Raw genomic sequence first — 15,138 nt, forward strand, 5'->3', positions numbered from 1 at the left:
GTGTTCTGGTTTCGCGTTGCCACAGTGTCCCGTCCGATAAGGGCCACCCACATCGCTGTCACAGCCGCCGCAAGCACAATGCTTAGGGCGATGCCGCTGCGCCAGCGGAGATACCGTCGTGTGATACGCAATTTCGACATTCAGCGGTCAATCTACAAACTCAAAAATCCACCCCTGAAGCAGTGCCAGCAGGTGGTTAAAGTAGTCTTAATGACCACCCTTCCCGAAGCTTTTCTGTCGAGATTGTCCGAATTTAATGCGCATTTTTGCAAAATGACCCCAAACCGCTTTGGGCCTGACTTGAGCCAGGAGGAAGATCAGGTTTCCCGATCTCCCAACCTACGGGTGAGTTTGCCCACCAAGACGTACAGCAGTACCGACAGCCCCCCCAAAGTCAGCATGGCCGCAAACATCAGGTCAGTCTTGGCCCGACCGTTGGCCAGTAGCATCAAGTATCCCAACCCTTTGGAAGACCCGACCCACTCCCCGATCACCGCCCCGATAGGGGCATAGACCGCGGCCAAGCGCACACCCGCACCCAGATTGGGCAGAGCCGCTGGCACGCGAACATGCCACAGCACACGGTGCGGGCTGGCTTGCATGGTTTTGGCCAGATCAAGATAGCCCGGTGGCGTGCGCATCAACCCGTCAAAAAAGGCTGACGTGACCGGGAAATAGGTGATGAGAACAGCCATGGCCGCTTTGGACCAAAGCCCGTAGCCCAACCACAGCGTCAGAATGGGTGCCAAGGCAAATACCGGCAGCGCTTGAGTGAAAACCAACATCGGGGCCAGCAACGTGCGTGCCGTTTTAGACGACGCCAGCGTCAATGCGGTGACAACACCTAGCGAAATCCCGATGACCAGGCCGATCAAAATTTCGTTCAACGTGATCAACGTGTGTTCGGCAATGACCCAACGATTGAGCCACCACGTTTCTGCCACCAGAGCCGGGCTGGGCAAGATGAACTTCTGCACCCCGGTCAAGGTGACAATGGCTTGCCACACGCACAGGGCAAAAACGGTTGCAGCAATAGGCGGCCACAGCTTCATGTCGATGTCTCCATCAGCAGTCGCAACAGGTCTGAGCGGCATGTAATGGTGTCCTGCGCATCTACCGCCCGAGGCACCGCGGCTGTGGGTGGGGCAACGGATGTGAGGCCGTCGGCTGTCATCACATAGATCGCATGGCCCAGTCGCGCTGCTTCCCCCGGATCGTGGGTCACAACCAGAACCGTACGCCCCTTGAGCAAATCTGCGGCCAGATCATGCATCGCGGCCCGGGTTTTCTCATCCAGCGCCGAAAACGGCTCATCCAGCAAGATGATTGGCTTGTCTTCCATCAACGTGCGCGCCAGCGCCACCCGTTGACGTTGACCGCCGGACAGCTCACTGGGTTTCTTGCCCACATGGTCGCGCAGCCCACAGCGGTCCAGCAGTTGATCCAGCCGCGCCGCATCTGCGTTTTGCCCGCGAAGACGCGCGCCCAGCGCGATGTTTTTCTCCACGGTCGCCCAGGGCAACAACAGGTCATCTTGCGCCATATAGGCAATCCGCTCAGTCACCGGCGTCTTGTCCGTTGCAAGGATTTCTCCGTCAAATTTCGCGCCCGTTGGCAATTCCGCCATCAGGCGCAGAACCGTGGTTTTCCCCACGCCGGACCCACCTAACAAGCAGGTCCAGCGTCCGGCATCCAAGGACAACGACAGCGGCGCAAACAGCGGTCGGCCGTCTATACTGGCCTGTCCTTTTAGAGTGATACCGGGCGCTTGTGTCATGGGGTCAGACCCATCTGCCAGAAGTTCACTTCCAGCTCTGTGGCTTTGCGGAACTTGTCACACAGCGCGGCAAACCGCGGGCTGGTCTCAAAATCTTTGCCCAAACGCCGCTCCAATGCACCATCCAGCAATTGGCCCACGGCGGCACAGTCGCCCTGATAGCCGTCACCGGCATAGGTGTTGATCCAATCGGCATAGGTGTCAGAGGTTTTCTCTGCCCCCAGACGCGCACCAATCTCGCCATAACCCATCACGCAGGGTGCCAAGGCGGCTAGCAAATCAAGCAGATCACCGGAATAGCCAGCCTCCAGCACATAACGTGTGTAAGCCAGGTTTTCCGCCCGCTCCGGCGTGGCAAACAGCTCGTCCTGCGGAATGCCCGCCGCCTCGCAAATGCCGACGTGCAGTTGCATTTCTTCCGCCACCAGCGCGTTCACGGTCGCGACTGCGCCGAGCATTTCGGCGTGGGTTTCCGATTTCACCACCGCCAACGCCCAGGCGCGGGAAAAGTGGATCAGGAACACATAGTCCTGGCGCAGATAATGCAGGAAAGCCTCACGCGGCAGCGAACCATCGCGCAGCCCTTCGACAAAGGCATGGCGGGTGTAATCCCCCCATGCCTCGCCTGCCGCTTCACGCATCAGCGCAAATGCACGGCCGTAGTTTTGAGCGCTCATTATTGGCTCATCGCCGGGGCGGTCACATCAATGGTGATTGCCTCAACCGGGTTGATCGACGGGATCATACCGCTATCGTGCAAGAACTGCTCAAAGCGCACATAACGCCCGGCGTCATAGCCTGCTGGACGCAGCGCAAACCGTGGCAGCGTGTCGGCCCAAGCGCGCTCATTGAGCTCGTCCTGCAGCTCCACAGAGGTGCCGGAGAAGATCTCCCAGCTTTTGACCGGATTGTTCACGATGTACTGGGTGGCTTTCTCAGTCGCTGCCATGAAACGCGCCACTTTGTCGGCATCCATGGTCTCTGGATTGGCCACATAGATCAGCTCGTCATAGGATGGCACACCCTCTTCCTCGATGTAGAAGCACGTGCCCGGATGACCTTCGATGTCCATCTGGTTCAGCTCAAAGTTCCGGTAGGCCCCGATCACCGCATCCACCTGACCAGACATCAGCGATGGCGACAGGGAGAAGTTCACATTGACCAGCTCGATGTCATCGGTGGAGACGCCATATTTGCCCAGCACCGCGCCCAGCACCGCCTCTTCCACGCCCGCCACAGAGAAGCCAACTTTCTTGCCTTTCAGGTCAGCAGGCGACTTGATGGGGCCATCTTTCAGCACCAGCAGGCAGTTCAGCGGGGTTGCCACGAGAGTGCCGACACGCTTTAGCGGCAGACCTTCGTGGATCTGCAGGTGCAGCTGCGGCTGGTAAGACACTGCCAGATCCGCCTGACCCGCAGCCACAAGGCGCGGTGGCATGGAAGGATCAGCCGGGGCCACGATTTCCACCTCAAGGCCCTGTTCTTCAAAATAGCCGTTTTCCGCGGCCACAATGATGGGGCCGTGGTCGGGGTTGATAAACCAATCCAGCAGAAGGGTCATCTTGTCAGCCGCCATGGCCGGAGTTGCGGCCATTAACGCCACAGCTGCGATAAAGTGCTTCATTACGTTTCCTCTCGTTCTAAGAAGCGGAGGCCGCGACAAGAACAATCTCGCCGGGCCAAATCTCTTGGGTGATCTCTGCTGCCCGCCAAGCCCGCAGGCCTGTGCCACAGCACAATGCCAAACGCCCCTCAGCGATTGGCAATTTGTCTTTCAATTGGATGGGCAAAATGCGCCGTGCATCCGGATGCGCCGCCACGGGCGCTTCGTCTTCGCCGCGCAGCTCAACAATTGTGTCCTCTGCGCGCAACATCTCCGGCGCCACAAAGCCAAAGGCTGTGTCCGGCTCCGGCGCGGCATCAAACCGAAACGGTGCGCTGCGCATGGTTTTGGCGTCAAATTGCACCATTTGCCCCAACGGGCTCGGCTGATGCCCCATCAGTGTGGCAAGCGCCATTTGCGCCTGCATCGCCCCAATCAAAGCCACCACCGGCCCCATCACGCCTGCGGTCGCACAACTCGCCCCACTTTCCGGGGCTTCCGGGAACACCGCCCGCAACGACGGCGCGCCGCCACAAACACCCGCCGCATAACCTGACAGCGCTAAGGCGGAGCCGGTGATCAACGGGATGTTCTGCGCCAGACACAAATCGCTCAACGTGTAGCTCACCGCGTAACTGTCCGCGCAATCCATCACCAAGGTCACACCTTCCAACAGCGCAGGAGCGTTGGCGGGAGTCAGGGTTGCCACCACAGCTTCAACCGCAATCTCGCCGTTGATCGCACGGCATAGCGATGCAGCCACCTCCGCCTTGGGCCGTCCTTGGTCACCTTCGGTGAACATTGTTTGCCGATGCAGGTTGGACAGCTCAACCGTGTCGCCATCGACAATCGTGATCTGCCCCACGCCAGCACCCGCCAGCAGAGGCAGCGCGCTCGCCGCCAGACCACCCGCGCCAATGACCAGCACATGGGCCGTGGCCAGCGCCACCTGCCCATCCGCGCCCACCTCGGGCAAAATCACCTGGCGCGCGTAGCGGCTCACTTGCACACCTCCAGCCACTGATGCACACGCCCTTCTGGATCGTCGTTGAGCGTGATATCTGTCACCGCCGCAACAATATCCGCACCCGCGTCAAACACCCCGGGTGCGCGCTCCACCGACATGCCGCCGATACCCACCAGTGGCACATCGCCAACACGCTCTTTCCACTCAGTCACACGCGGCAGGCCTTGCTGGTGCCATTTCATCTTCTTCAGAATGGTTGGATAGACCGGTCCCAGCGCGACATACTCTGGCTTCATCGCCAGCACCCGCTCCAGCTCGTCATCATCATGGGTCGACACACCCAATTTGATGCCCGCAGCGCGGATCGCTTTTAAATCGGCGTCATCCAGATCCTCCTGACCGAGATGAAGCCACTCACAGCCCAGATCAATCGCCGCCTGCCAGTAGTCGTTGATCACCAGCACACAGCCATGTTCACGACACAGCGCCTGAGCCTCAGTGATCTGCGCGCGCACATGATCATCAGAGGCATCCTTGATGCGCAACTGCACCAGCTTGATGCCAAGCGGCAACATGCGCTTGAGCCAGCTCACATCATCAAAGATCGGATAAAACCTATGCAGGCTCATGACAGGAACGCCTTTCCAATAACCGGTGTGGAGGCCTCAGCCATATCGCGCGCCTCAATCGGGTCGGCCTCGCAAGCCAATTGACCCGCTTCAACAGCGCCCATCATTGCTTTGGCCATCATCACCGGATCACCGGCTTTCGCCACGGCCGTGTTCAAAAGCACCGCATCAAAGCCCAATTCCATCGCCGCCGCTGCGTGACTTGGCAAGCCAATGCCCGCATCCACCACCAGTGGTACATCCGGAAATTCCGCCCGCATCGCCCGCAGCGCATAGGTGTTGTTCAAACCACGGCCAGAGCCAATGGGAGCGCCCCAGGGCATCAACACTTCGCAACCCGCCTCCAACAGACGCTCGCCGACAATCAGGTCTTCGGTTGTGTAGGGAAACACCTCAAAGCCATCCTCAGACAAAATCCGCGCCGCCTCCACCAGTTGGAACACATCCGGCTGTAAGCTGTCGGTGTGGCCAATCAGCTCCAGCTTGATCCATTTGGTGTCAAACACCTCCCGCGCCATATGCGCCGTGGTCACCGCCTCTTTCACCGTGTGACAGCCCGCCGTGTTCGGCAAAACATGCACCCCAAGGTCAGAAATCATCTGCCAAAAAGTCTGCCCTGTCCCGCCAGCGCCTTCGCGCCGCAACGACACCGTCGCCACACCCGCGCCAGAGGCCCGAAACGCTTCTTCCAAAATCGCCGGGCTGGGATATTGCGCCGTGCCCAGCATCAAGGGATTTGGCAACTCTACGCCATAAAATGTCTTGCCCATCGCTTAGCCCCCCTGCATCGGCGCGACCACTTCAACGCGGTCGCCATCTGTCAAAGACTGCACCGCGCGCAAACCGGCGGGCACAAACGCTTCGTTGAGCGAGGTCGCCACGCGGCCCGAAAACCCACATTCGGCCAACAGGCCCGCCAAATCCGTGGCCGCCACGTCGCGGGCCTCTCCGTTAAGCACGATCTTCATCGACCATCTCCGAATGAATGTTGTGAAGCGCCAAATCGGCCACCCCTTTGGCCAGCGCAGGGGCCAGCAAATACCCATGGCGGTACAGCCCGTTGGCGTAAATCGTATGTCCCAACCGCCGGATACGCGGCAGGTTGTCCGGGAAGGCGGGTCGCAGATCAACGCCAATTTCCAGCACTTCCGCCTCGCCAAACGCCGGGTTCAGCGCATAGGCCGCGCTCAAGAGTTCCAGCATTGAACGTGCGGTGATCCGGCTGCTGTCTTCGCTCTCAATCGAGGTGGCGCCCAGCATGTAAACGCCGTCGCCGCGCGGCACGATGTAAAGCGGTATGCGCGGATGCAGCAGGCGCACAGGGCGGGTGATCTCCACATCTGGTGCGCGAATTATGAGCATCTCGCCTTTCACGCCGCGCAGGTCGTAGAGATACTCGCGCGCGGACAGGCCCCGGCAATCAATTGCATTCTCCAACCCACTTGGCGCGATCTTTTTGTGAAACGTCACGCCCTTGTCCGCCAACCCGCGATACAGGTCCTGCAAGGCCTTGCGCGGATCTAGGTGGGCTTCGTCCTCAAAGAAAAGCCCTTGCCCAAAGCCGTGCAAGTCAGGCTCTAACTCAGCCACTGTCTCGCGCCCAACCTCGGCAAAACCTTCGGTGCGCCGCGCAAAGCGACGCATGTCCGGCAGGTCACGTTTGTTGGCAACCACCAGCGTGCCGGCCTTGGTCACTTTGGTGCGCTCCGCCCACCAACCAATCGCCTCCTGCCCAAAGCGCAGCACAGGCTTTTCGGCGTTTTCATATTCACACCACGGCGCCAACATGCCGCCCGCCCACCAGCTGCAGCCATGCGGGCCGGGTGGTCCCGCAGGATCAAACACCTGCACCTCTGCCCCACGCTCGGTCAGCTCCGTGGCCACGGCCAGGCCAGCAACACCAGCCCCTATGACGGAGTAAAGCGTCACGCCTGCCAAACCCGGTGAAAGTGGTGCAACGGCCCGTGGCCATTGCCAACGTTCAAATCATCCGCAGCCGCAATCGCACCTTGCAGATAGGCATGCGCCTCTGTCACCGCCTCCGTCATCGGCAAGCCTTTGGCCAGCCCGGCGGCAATTGACGAGGACAAGGTGCAGCCGGTGCCATGGGTGTTCTTGGTCTGCTTACGCGGCGCGGTCAGTTGCAACTGAATGCCCTCATAAGTCATCAGATAGTCGTGGCAGATGTCGCCATCTGCATGGCCACCCTTCATCAGCACGGCCTGCGCGCCCACCGCACACAACGCTTGCCCCTGCGCCACCACCTGCTCTTCGCATGTCGCAAACTCTTCTTTCAGAAGCGCCGCCGCTTCGGGCAGGTTCGGCGTGATCACCGTGGCCCGGGGCACCAGCACGTCGCGCAGGGTCATCACGGCCTCCTCGGCCAACAGACTATCGCCGGATTTCGCCACCATCACCGTGTCGAGCACCACCGGACCGCTAAAATCCGCAATCGCCTCCGCGACCGTGTGAATGATCTCCGGCGTGGCCAGCATGCCAATCTTGATCGCGCCCACGTCCATGTCGGACAAGACCGCATCGATCTGAGCCTTCACCACGTCGAGCGGGATCGGATGCACCGCGGTCACCGCCTGCGTGTTCTGCGCCGTCACCGCCGTGATCACACTGGTGCCAAAGGTGCCCAGCGCTGAAAACGCCTTCAAATCTGCCTGAATACCTGCACCGCCGCCGCTGTCGGAGCCTGCAATTGTCAAAGCGATATGGGCCATAAATGACGCCTCCCAGTTTCAAAAACGGGATTCCGCGCGGCAAAAACGTCATCTACTTTGACACCGTTCCCTCCGCCGGTATTGCCCGGATCAGGTTCGATGGGTTTACGCCTAAGCGATTCTCAGCCCTGCTATGCAGAACACCCCAACGGATATCTGCCTCTTAGACAAAGCCATCCCCCACGTCAATCACCGCGCGTCACACGCAAAAGCCCCCACCGATTGCGCGGTGAGGGCCAACGGCCAAGGGAGTGGTGGCAGGGGGCCTTATTGCAGGCTGGCCGGATCTTTGTCTTCGATGGTGGTCCAGTTGGTGTCGGCTTTTTCGATGAAGCCCGGAATATCCTCAACCCAACGCGCCTGAACATCTTTGGACAGGTTCAGGAACAGTTCACCGTCAACAATCTTCCAGTGCTCCGGGTCACCGTCAAATTTGAAGCCCATCGCCGCGCCAAAGGCACAGTAGCCGCCGTACTGAGGCAGGTAAGCCTCTGGGTCTGCCTCAAATGCCGCTTTGTGCTCCTCGCTGGAGAACCAGTAGTTGGCGTCGTTGTGGCTCGACGTGATGCGGTAGTCGCCTTTGGTGGGTGCGCCATCGGTGAAGTAGGCCACCGGGTCATAGCCCTGCATCGCAAGACCCGTGGAAGACGCGTTGAGTTCAACGCCAGCGGCAAAAGCGGAGGTGGCCACAGCCACGGACAGCGCGGCACCAGTGATCAGAGATTTAAAAACGTTCATTGGGGGAGGTCCCTTTGTTGAATGATCTGGGTTTGGAACCAATCAGTTCCTATTGCCTATTTACAATTCGGAACCAAATGGTACAAATCAACTGAGCGTGAGCACTGCGTGAGGACAAAACCATGGCGAGACCCAGAGAGTTTGACACCAGCACAGCCATCGGCGGCGCGATGGCAATCTTTTGGCGGCAAGGCTACAAGGCCACCAACCTGCCCGATCTTTTGCGGGCCATGGGCCTCACCCGTGGCAGTTTTTACAAAGCCTTTGCGGACAAAGAGACGGTCTATTTCCAGACATTGCTGCGCTACGATACCGAGGTGGTCTCCACCACGCTGGCAATGCTCAAAGCCTGCGATACGCCTTTGGCCACCACCTGCCTGATGCCGCTGTTCACCCCGTCGGGCAAAGCCGACATGGGCTGTTTTATCTGCAACGCCATGGTTGAGGTTGCACCGGACAACCCCAAAGTCGCACAAAAAACGCAAGAGATGGCGGATCGCCTGAAAGAGGGGATTCTCGGCGTGCTGGAAGTGCGCGACGTCGGACTGTCCCCCACCCACCGGGCTGATCTGGCCGAGATGATCCTGCACCTCTATTTTGGCTTTCAAGCCATGGGGAAGTCAGGACGGGCGCAGGACGACTGGGAGGGGCGGATCAGGAGGCTGTTGGGGGAGTGAGGTCGAAAAGAGTTGCAAAACTGTTTTGCTTTGGACATGAGATGTTAGCTCAAAAAACAAGAAAACAAATAATACATGCGGACAGAGTTAATAGCTCGACTATAAGTAGTTTGTGCGAAATAGATTTTAAGGATTTTCGCCCAACTTCGCAAAGCAATAGAGAGATTACTAGGAAAACTCCAAAGTAAGGCCACACCAAGCTATCTTGGTTTGTGTAGTTCGTATAGTTGCGTAAAGCTATTGCAAGATATGTAGCGGCTGGAAGTCCAATTACCCCAGCCGAAAACATAACTCCTCTCAGTAAGAGAGGCATTATCTGATGCCCAAGTCTATCCATTGATTTCCAAGATCACAAACTTTGAAACGATTATAATTGACGGCGCATAAACTCCGCAAAAAGTGGAACTGAAAAATCTAAAAAGCCGTGTTCTGTACTGTACACCATCCCTTTGGAGATAGTATTTGCGCGAACTGGACCAAGCGATGACAGCTTTTTATTCAAAGCCTTCGCAATGTCACTCATGGCATAGGGACCATCCCCGAGCGCAGCCATGTGCGTGACAAACTCCGTTTCTTTTGGCGTCAGCCTGTCCAAGCGCACACGAAAAAAGCCGTCATCGAGCGATGCAAGGGTTTCAGTATAGGCGGTAGATACATCTTTTTTTGTAATTTCCGGACCTTCCGCATTGTCCCAAACTGTTGATGACCATTCCTGCAGAAAAAACGGATAGCCCTGTGTTTTAGTGACTATTTCCGTCAGGGCATCGGTTGAAATAGTGGCGCCTTCTTCAATGATAGGCTTTTCTACTGCCTCCCTTGCTGATGACGGATCAAGTGCGCCGACGCCGGGATAAAGGAAGAGTCTTTCCGAGTAGGATTTGGCTTCACCGGCAAGGCGCGCAATCTGTGGAAGACCTGCGCCAACCATAATGACGGGTAACCCCTCTTGCGACATACGGTGAATGGATACGATGAGGGCAGATAGATCTTCTTCTGCCAGATATTGCACCTCGTCAATCAGCAACACCCACCCTCGCCCCGCAGCTTTTGTTGCCTTCCCAATGGCGGTAAAAAGGTCCGGGAGATCAAATTGAATGTCCCCACTATCCGCCAGGCCAGGTTCAGGCTCAACGCCTATTTCCGCGCCAGCCACTGCAATTTTGAATATCGAAGCGAAGCCGCGAAGGCCTTTTAGGCCACGCTGTGCGAGTTGCTTTGCAGCTTCTACTGTTGATAGGGAGCGCAAAACCTTACGCATTTCTGGATAAAGAAGTCGTGCTAGATTTTGGCTTTCCGGGGCCTCGATTTTTGAGATAAAATAGCCCTGCTCTTCCGCAATGCGACCAATCTCATTCAGCAGGACAGTTTTGCCGGTGCCTCGCAGGCCAAGAAGCATCATGGACCTTGGATTTCGCCCACGCAAAGCACGACCACATGCTATTTTAGCGTCGTTCAAGATTTGATCTCGGCCTGCCAACTCAGGAGGTCGACTTCCTGCTCCGGGGGCAAATGGATTACGATATGGATCCATTACAATGCTCCAAGGTATAGGTGAGTTTAAGATCTTATATCTGAGTATAAGAAAAGATGCTATACTTTTTTATACATCCTTATACACTAGACCAGCAGGGGAAGACTTGGGCGCTAAACCGTCGCCCTACCCCAACAAAAAACGCGGAAGGCTCTCACCTCCCGCGCCTCACTTTCTAACCATCGGTAGCCCTCAAAGCCCCTCAGGCTTGCCCACCACCACAAATTGCAGCTTTTCTGGCGTCAAAAGCTCTCCGGCCACACGCTTCACATCTTCCACCGTGACCGCGTCCACTTTGTCGTTGCGGGTGGCGATGTAGTCGATGGGCATGTTGTCCATCTGCATGGCGACCATGATCGTCGCAATCGCGCCATTGCCGTCAAATCGCAGCGGATAGGCCCCGGTCAGCAGGGCTTTGGCTTTCTCCACCTCATCCTCTGTCGGGCCTTCAGCCGCCATCAAAGCCCATTCGTCTTGAATGACCTCAATCGCCTGTGCCACGCGGTCATTGGCCGAGGACACGCTGCCCATGTAGACATTCGCCAGATCACGCAGCACGATGTAGCTGTAGACCCCATAGGTCAGCCCGCGCTTCTCGCGCACCTCGGTCATCAGCCGGCTTTCAAACCCGCCGCCACCAACAATGGTGTTCAGCACATAAGCGGCAAAGAAATCCTCATCGTCGCGGTCAATGCCGTTCTGGGCAAACACCGCCACCGATTGTGGCGTGTCAAAATCCACCACATCTGTGCCGCCGCTGATGTCGACCACAGCATCCCCCGGCATCGGCGCGCCGGTTTCTGGCAAATCGCCCAGCAGGGTATCCAACAGCGGACCAAGCTCCTCGGCGGTGATGTCACCGACCACGCCAACAAACAGCCGGTCTTTGGCCATGGCGCCTTGGTGCGCCGCAATCATGTCCTCACGGGTCAGTCCGGTCACACTCTCAATCGTGCCTTCGCCGCCGGACCCATAAGGATGATCGCCATAGATGATCTCCGCCATACGCGCGCTGGCAATTTCATCCGGGTCTTTTAGATCAGACCGCAGGCCAGACAGCACCTGTTCGCGCACACGGTCCAGCGCATCCTGCGGGAAGCTGGGCGCCACCAAGGATTTGCGCAGCAAGGCCAGCGCCTCATCGCGGTTCTCGGTCAACACACGCGCCGAAATCGACACCGCATCGGCATGGCTGTCATAGCCAAACTGCGCCGCCAGCTCTTCGCTCGCCTTGGCAAACCCCTGTGCATCCATGTCGCCGGTGCCCTCTTCCAAGAGGCCCACCATTAAGTTTGTAGCGCCCCGCGCGCCCTCAGCATCCAGCGAGGTGCCACCTTTGAAACGGATTTCCAGCGCTACAAAGGGGATCGACGGCTCTTCGACCAGCCAGGCATTGATGCCGCCGGGTGAGGTGACCTCTTTGATTTTGATCTCCGCCCAGGCAGGCACAGCCACAAACAGCGTCACACATGTGATGAAAGCACGGATCATTGCGCCATCTCCTCTTCTGTCATCAGCCAGCCGGTCACCGACTTCTTGCGGTCAAAGATCATCTCCGCCGCCGCCATGATTTCTTCCGGCGTGATCGACTGCAAAATCTCCGGCCATTCCTGAATGTCGGCAATGGTCAGCCCCGAGGTCAGACCCCGGCCATAACGGTTGGCCACGCTGTCCACGTTGTCGCGCTCATAAATTTGGCTGGCACGCAGCTGCATCTTGATGCGCTCCAAATGCGCCTCATCCACACCGGTTTCCATGAATTCGGCCACAACCGCATCCATCGCATCTTCGGCCTCCTGCATCTCAATCCCCGGTGCGGGCACGGTCAGCAGGTTGAACGTCGTCGCATCCAACGAGGTGCCGCGATACCAGGACGTGGCATAGATCGAGTTCTTATCCTCAAACTGCAGCTTCTGGCTCAGCACAGAAGTCTGACCTCCGCCCAAAAGCTCCGCCAGCAAAGTCAACGCCGCCGCCCCGCGCTGATCACCCGGGTTGCGCTCTGGTGCAAGGTAGGAGCGGGTCACATAAGGCTGCGCCACCCGTGCGTCAAAGAATTCCATCCGCCTCGCGCTGGTCTGGGGCGGCTCACTGGGCCGTGCCCGCTCTGGCAGCTCCGGATTGGCCGGGATCACGCCGTAATACTGCTCTGCCAGCGCTTTGACCTCTTCCGGGTCCACATCACCCGCAACAATCAGGATGGCGTTGTTTGGTGCATAGTACGTCCCGTAATACTCCAGCGCATCCTCAAGCCCAAGCGCCTCCATTTCGTGACGCCAACCAATGATCGGAATGCCGTAACGATGGTTGAGGTATTGCGATGCGTTCAACTGCTCGCGAAACAGACCGCTGGGGTTGTTTTCAACCCGCTGGTTACGCTCTTCAATGATGACGTCGCGCTCGGTCAGGATCTCCTCCTCACCAAGGCGGATATTGACCATCCGGTCGCTTTCCATCGTCATCATCAGCTCAAGCCGATCCGCCGCCACCCGTTGGTGGTACGCCGTCACGTCATAGCTGGTGAAGGCATTGTCGCGCCCGCCATTGGCGGCCACTGTGGCGGAAAACTCACCGGACTCCAGTGTGTCAGTGGCTTTGAACAGCAGATGCTCCAGAAAATGCGCCACGCCGGACACGCCGGGTTTTTCATCGGCGGACCCCGCCTTGTACCAGACCATATGCATCACCACTGGCGCGCGGTGATCTTCAACCACAACCACCTGCATGCCGTTCTCCAGCATAAAATCGGTGACCTGATCCTCCGCTTGCACGGGCAGCGCACTGACCGCCCCAAGCGCCAGTGCACAGACTAAGCGTCGCAACATAAAACAATCTCCTTAAAACAGGCTTGTACAAATAGTTACGCCCCCGAAGGGGCGCTGCAAGGCATCAAACGAATTTGTGAGCAAGAATGGGCACATTCATGCCCAAAACCTTACTGAACCGGGGCCGCCGGTGTGCGTGCACCGGCGCGCTTCCAGCGCCACCACTCGTCGCGGTAATCCAAGGCCTGACGTTTGTAGACGTCCTCATAGAGACCTTTTTTGCTGATCCGCAGCCACGTGCCACGTCCCCGCTTGCGCCGGAACTCTTCGTCGTCTTCCCAGACTTTCACGCGAATGTCGGCTTCCCGTCCCAAACGCGACGAGTAATTCACCAGATTGCCATCGCTGGCCGGGATACTGGTGTTGTAGGGGCTACGCGCCGAGGCTTTACCGCCCAGCGCAACCACCGCATCTCCCAAAGGATCTTGATCAGTACGGTTCACGCCGCCCGGTGTGGGCAGCGGCAACGCCGCGTAATCTTTCGGCTGTGTGATTTGCTTGGCAGGCATGATGGTGAACTCATCCGGCCCGTCACCCGAAGGCGCGTTGGAATGCAGCGTTTTACTGCCCGAACAGGCCGCCAAACCCACAGCGACCACTCCTAAAATCAAAAGACGCAAAAGCCCCATATGCCCCACTCCACGAAACTTGGGCACAGCTTTAGCGCATCCTGACAGGAAGGTCACGCCTCAGTTTTCTTGCCCCCGCCAAACACCACCAATCCGATGGCACCAGCAAAAATCCAAATGTCTGCAACGTTAAACGAATACGGATTGTTGAACCCACAGCAGGACATATTGAGAAAATCCACCACCGCGCCAAACAAAAGCCGGTCAACAACGTTTCCGAGCGCACCGCCAATCAGGAACCCCGCGCTGATCATGCCCCACTTGCCGGGGGGGTCTTTGCGCACCCAATGCAGCACAAAGCCGCAAATCACAAAAGCCAGCGCAATCAGCACCCATTTGGCCGCCTCCGGGCTGTCAGAAAACAGGCCAAAGTTGATGCCCCGGTTCCACGCCATGTGAAACTGCAACAACGGTGGCAGCACTTCGATATGCATCACCTCGCGCAGGTTCAGCGCGTTGAGCACAAGGAATTTGCTCGCCTGATCGGTGATGAAGGCCCAAAAGCCTGCCCAAAACACAAGACGCATCACGTCGCGTCTCCTTCTCTGCCTGTCTGCCTCGGTGCGCCGTTCCGTGTTATCCCCAGAATCTTGCGCCTTTGATGTTAGCGCCCATGCTAAGCCATTTAGGGGCAAAGCAACAAGGGTGCAGCCTGCGATCAGATACAATCCAACCGCAGGTAAGCTCACTTTTAGTGACGGAAGTGACGCATTCCGGTGAAGACCATCGCCAGACCGGCGTCATCCGCCGCCTTGATGACCTCTTCATCGCGCATCGAGCCACCTGGCTGGATCACACAGGTGCCACCCGCAGCAGCTGCTTCGAGCAAACCATCCGCAAATGGGAAGAACGCATCAGACGCCACAGCAGAGCCTTTGGCCGGGCTTTCGTCCAAACCCAGGGCATCCGCCATGCGCTGCGCTTTGGACGCGGCCACATTGGCACTGTCCAAACGGCTCATTTGACCGGCACCCACGCCCACGGTTGCGCCACCTTTGACGTAAACAATCGCGTTGGATTTCACGTGCTTCGC

At 58.0% G+C, this 15,138-nt stretch carries 17 protein-coding genes, 1 pseudogene and 1 riboswitch; of the genes and pseudogenes, 1 reads left to right on the forward strand and 17 read right to left on the reverse strand.

Annotation, left to right across the window (positions count from 1 at the left end):
* Window positions 1–317: 317 nt before the first annotated feature.
* The 11 genes from QZ517_RS16645 to QZ517_RS16695 all read right to left on the reverse strand — a co-directional run bounded on the left by QZ517_RS16645 (window position 318) and on the right by QZ517_RS16695 (window position 8,443).
* Entirely contained in the window at window positions 318–1,052 is a 735-nt protein-coding gene (locus QZ517_RS16645) for an ABC transporter permease (protein ID WP_294228952.1), read from the reverse strand.
* Window positions 1,049–1,777 carry an ABC transporter ATP-binding protein gene (locus QZ517_RS16650; protein WP_294228908.1) on the reverse strand — a complete coding sequence of 243 codons (729 nt, stop codon included), beginning with the start codon at window positions 1,775–1,777 and terminating at the stop codon, window positions 1,049–1,051. The genes QZ517_RS16645 and QZ517_RS16650 overlap by 4 nt, the downstream gene beginning before the upstream one ends.
* Complete coding sequence (gene tenA / locus QZ517_RS16655; protein ID WP_294228955.1) at window positions 1,774–2,418, reverse strand: thiaminase II; 645 nt, start codon at window positions 2,416–2,418, stop codon at window positions 1,774–1,776. Before tenA ends, QZ517_RS16650 begins: the two co-directional genes overlap by 4 nt.
* Before the next feature lie 35 nt (window positions 2,419–2,453).
* A complete protein-coding gene (locus QZ517_RS16660) occupies window positions 2,454–3,401 on the reverse strand; it encodes an ABC transporter substrate-binding protein (protein WP_294228911.1) in 948 nt (315 codons plus the stop codon).
* Between the two features lie 16 nt (window positions 3,402–3,417).
* Entirely contained in the window at window positions 3,418–4,383 is a 966-nt protein-coding gene (locus QZ517_RS16665) for a HesA/MoeB/ThiF family protein (RefSeq protein ID WP_294228913.1), read from the reverse strand.
* The gene (locus tag QZ517_RS16670) at window positions 4,380–4,976 is read right to left on the reverse strand and encodes a thiamine phosphate synthase (protein WP_294228916.1); all 597 of its coding nucleotides are present in this window, start codon (window positions 4,974–4,976) and stop codon (window positions 4,380–4,382) included. Before QZ517_RS16670 ends, QZ517_RS16665 begins: the two co-directional genes overlap by 4 nt.
* Window positions 4,973–5,746, reverse strand: a complete 774-nt coding sequence (locus QZ517_RS16675) for a thiazole synthase (protein WP_294228918.1) — start codon at window positions 5,744–5,746, stop codon at window positions 4,973–4,975. Before QZ517_RS16675 ends, QZ517_RS16670 begins: the two co-directional genes overlap by 4 nt.
* A gap of 3 nt (window positions 5,747–5,749) precedes the next feature.
* Window positions 5,750–5,944 carry a sulfur carrier protein ThiS gene (gene thiS, locus QZ517_RS16680; protein WP_294228923.1) on the reverse strand — a complete coding sequence of 65 codons (195 nt, stop codon included), beginning with the start codon at window positions 5,942–5,944 and terminating at the stop codon, window positions 5,750–5,752.
* Complete coding sequence (locus QZ517_RS16685; protein WP_294228926.1) at window positions 5,928–6,905, reverse strand: FAD-dependent oxidoreductase; 978 nt, start codon at window positions 6,903–6,905, stop codon at window positions 5,928–5,930. Before QZ517_RS16685 ends, thiS begins: the two co-directional genes overlap by 17 nt.
* Window positions 6,902–7,705 carry a bifunctional hydroxymethylpyrimidine kinase/phosphomethylpyrimidine kinase gene (thiD, locus tag QZ517_RS16690; protein ID WP_294228929.1) on the reverse strand — a complete coding sequence of 268 codons (804 nt, stop codon included), beginning with the start codon at window positions 7,703–7,705 and terminating at the stop codon, window positions 6,902–6,904. The genes QZ517_RS16685 and thiD overlap by 4 nt, the downstream gene beginning before the upstream one ends.
* 50 nt (window positions 7,706–7,755) lie before the next feature.
* Window positions 7,756–7,863: riboswitch (TPP riboswitch) on the reverse strand.
* Between the two features lie 109 nt (window positions 7,864–7,972).
* Complete coding sequence (locus QZ517_RS16695; RefSeq protein ID WP_294228932.1) at window positions 7,973–8,443, reverse strand: YHS domain-containing (seleno)protein; 471 nt, start codon at window positions 8,441–8,443, stop codon at window positions 7,973–7,975.
* Between the two features lie 122 nt (window positions 8,444–8,565).
* Between QZ517_RS16695 and QZ517_RS16700 the strand changes: the two genes are divergently transcribed.
* Window positions 8,566–9,120, forward strand: a complete 555-nt coding sequence (locus QZ517_RS16700; protein ID WP_294228936.1) for a TetR/AcrR family transcriptional regulator — start codon at window positions 8,566–8,568, stop codon at window positions 9,118–9,120.
* Window positions 9,121–9,487: 367 nt separating this feature from the next.
* Here the strand turns inward: QZ517_RS16700 and QZ517_RS16705 are convergent, their stop codons facing one another.
* The 6 genes and pseudogenes from QZ517_RS16705 to purH all read right to left on the reverse strand — a co-directional run.
* Window positions 9,488–10,651, reverse strand: coding sequence for an ATP-binding protein (locus QZ517_RS16705; protein ID WP_294228941.1), 1,164 nt, complete (start codon window positions 10,649–10,651; stop codon window positions 9,488–9,490).
* Window positions 10,652–10,843: 192 nt separating this feature from the next.
* Window positions 10,844–12,142, reverse strand: a complete 1,299-nt coding sequence (locus QZ517_RS16710) for a pitrilysin family protein (protein WP_294228944.1) — start codon at window positions 12,140–12,142, stop codon at window positions 10,844–10,846.
* The gene (locus tag QZ517_RS16715) at window positions 12,139–13,476 is read right to left on the reverse strand and encodes a pitrilysin family protein (protein WP_294228947.1); all 1,338 of its coding nucleotides are present in this window, start codon (window positions 13,474–13,476) and stop codon (window positions 12,139–12,141) included. Before QZ517_RS16715 ends, QZ517_RS16710 begins: the two co-directional genes overlap by 4 nt.
* Window positions 13,477–13,586: 110 nt before the next feature.
* The gene (locus QZ517_RS16720) at window positions 13,587–14,132 is read right to left on the reverse strand and encodes a DUF3035 domain-containing protein (protein WP_294228949.1); all 546 of its coding nucleotides are present in this window, start codon (window positions 14,130–14,132) and stop codon (window positions 13,587–13,589) included.
* 26 nt (window positions 14,133–14,158) lie between these two features.
* Window positions 14,159–14,632 carry a signal peptidase II gene (lspA, locus tag QZ517_RS16725; RefSeq protein WP_294228960.1) on the reverse strand — a complete coding sequence of 158 codons (474 nt, stop codon included), beginning with the start codon at window positions 14,630–14,632 and terminating at the stop codon, window positions 14,159–14,161.
* A gap of 164 nt (window positions 14,633–14,796) precedes the next feature.
* Window positions 14,797–15,138, reverse strand: a pseudogene (gene purH / locus QZ517_RS16730) (bifunctional phosphoribosylaminoimidazolecarboxamide formyltransferase/IMP cyclohydrolase); the annotation flags it as partial.

This window comes from uncultured Shimia sp., from assembly GCF_913054185.1.
In the GTDB taxonomy this organism is placed as follows: Bacteria; Pseudomonadota; Alphaproteobacteria; order Rhodobacterales; family Rhodobacteraceae; genus Shimia.

Excerpts from the sequence above, each read along its gene's own strand:
- thiD (WP_294228929.1), bottom strand. The coding sequence starts at position 7,705 with ATGGCCCATATCGCTTTGACAATTGCAGGCTCCGACAGCGGCGGCGGT.
- QZ517_RS16670 (WP_294228916.1), bottom strand. The coding sequence starts at position 4,976 with ATGAGCCTGCATAGGTTTTATCCGATCTTTGATGATGTGAGCTGGCTC.
- QZ517_RS16700 (WP_294228936.1), top strand. The coding sequence starts at position 8,566 with ATGGCGAGACCCAGAGAGTTTGACACCAGCACAGCCATCGGCGGCGCG.
- QZ517_RS16715 (WP_294228947.1), bottom strand. The coding sequence starts at position 13,476 with ATGTTGCGACGCTTAGTCTGTGCACTGGCGCTTGGGGCGGTCAGTGCG.
- QZ517_RS16675 (WP_294228918.1), bottom strand. The coding sequence starts at position 5,746 with ATGGGCAAGACATTTTATGGCGTAGAGTTGCCAAATCCCTTGATGCTG.
- QZ517_RS16645 (WP_294228952.1), bottom strand. The coding sequence starts at position 1,052 with ATGAAGCTGTGGCCGCCTATTGCTGCAACCGTTTTTGCCCTGTGCGTG.
- QZ517_RS16660 (WP_294228911.1), bottom strand. The coding sequence starts at position 3,401 with ATGAAGCACTTTATCGCAGCTGTGGCGTTAATGGCCGCAACTCCGGCC.
- tenA (WP_294228955.1), bottom strand. The coding sequence starts at position 2,418 with ATGCGTGAAGCGGCAGGCGAGGCATGGGGGGATTACACCCGCCATGCC.
- QZ517_RS16705 (WP_294228941.1), bottom strand. The coding sequence starts at position 10,651 with ATGGATCCATATCGTAATCCATTTGCCCCCGGAGCAGGAAGTCGACCT.
- thiS (WP_294228923.1), bottom strand. The coding sequence starts at position 5,944 with ATGAAGATCGTGCTTAACGGAGAGGCCCGCGACGTGGCGGCCACGGAT.
- lspA (WP_294228960.1), bottom strand. The coding sequence starts at position 14,632 with ATGCGTCTTGTGTTTTGGGCAGGCTTTTGGGCCTTCATCACCGATCAG.
- QZ517_RS16650 (WP_294228908.1), bottom strand. The coding sequence starts at position 1,777 with ATGACACAAGCGCCCGGTATCACTCTAAAAGGACAGGCCAGTATAGAC.
- QZ517_RS16695 (WP_294228932.1), bottom strand. The coding sequence starts at position 8,443 with ATGAACGTTTTTAAATCTCTGATCACTGGTGCCGCGCTGTCCGTGGCT.
- QZ517_RS16710 (WP_294228944.1), bottom strand. The coding sequence starts at position 12,142 with ATGATCCGTGCTTTCATCACATGTGTGACGCTGTTTGTGGCTGTGCCT.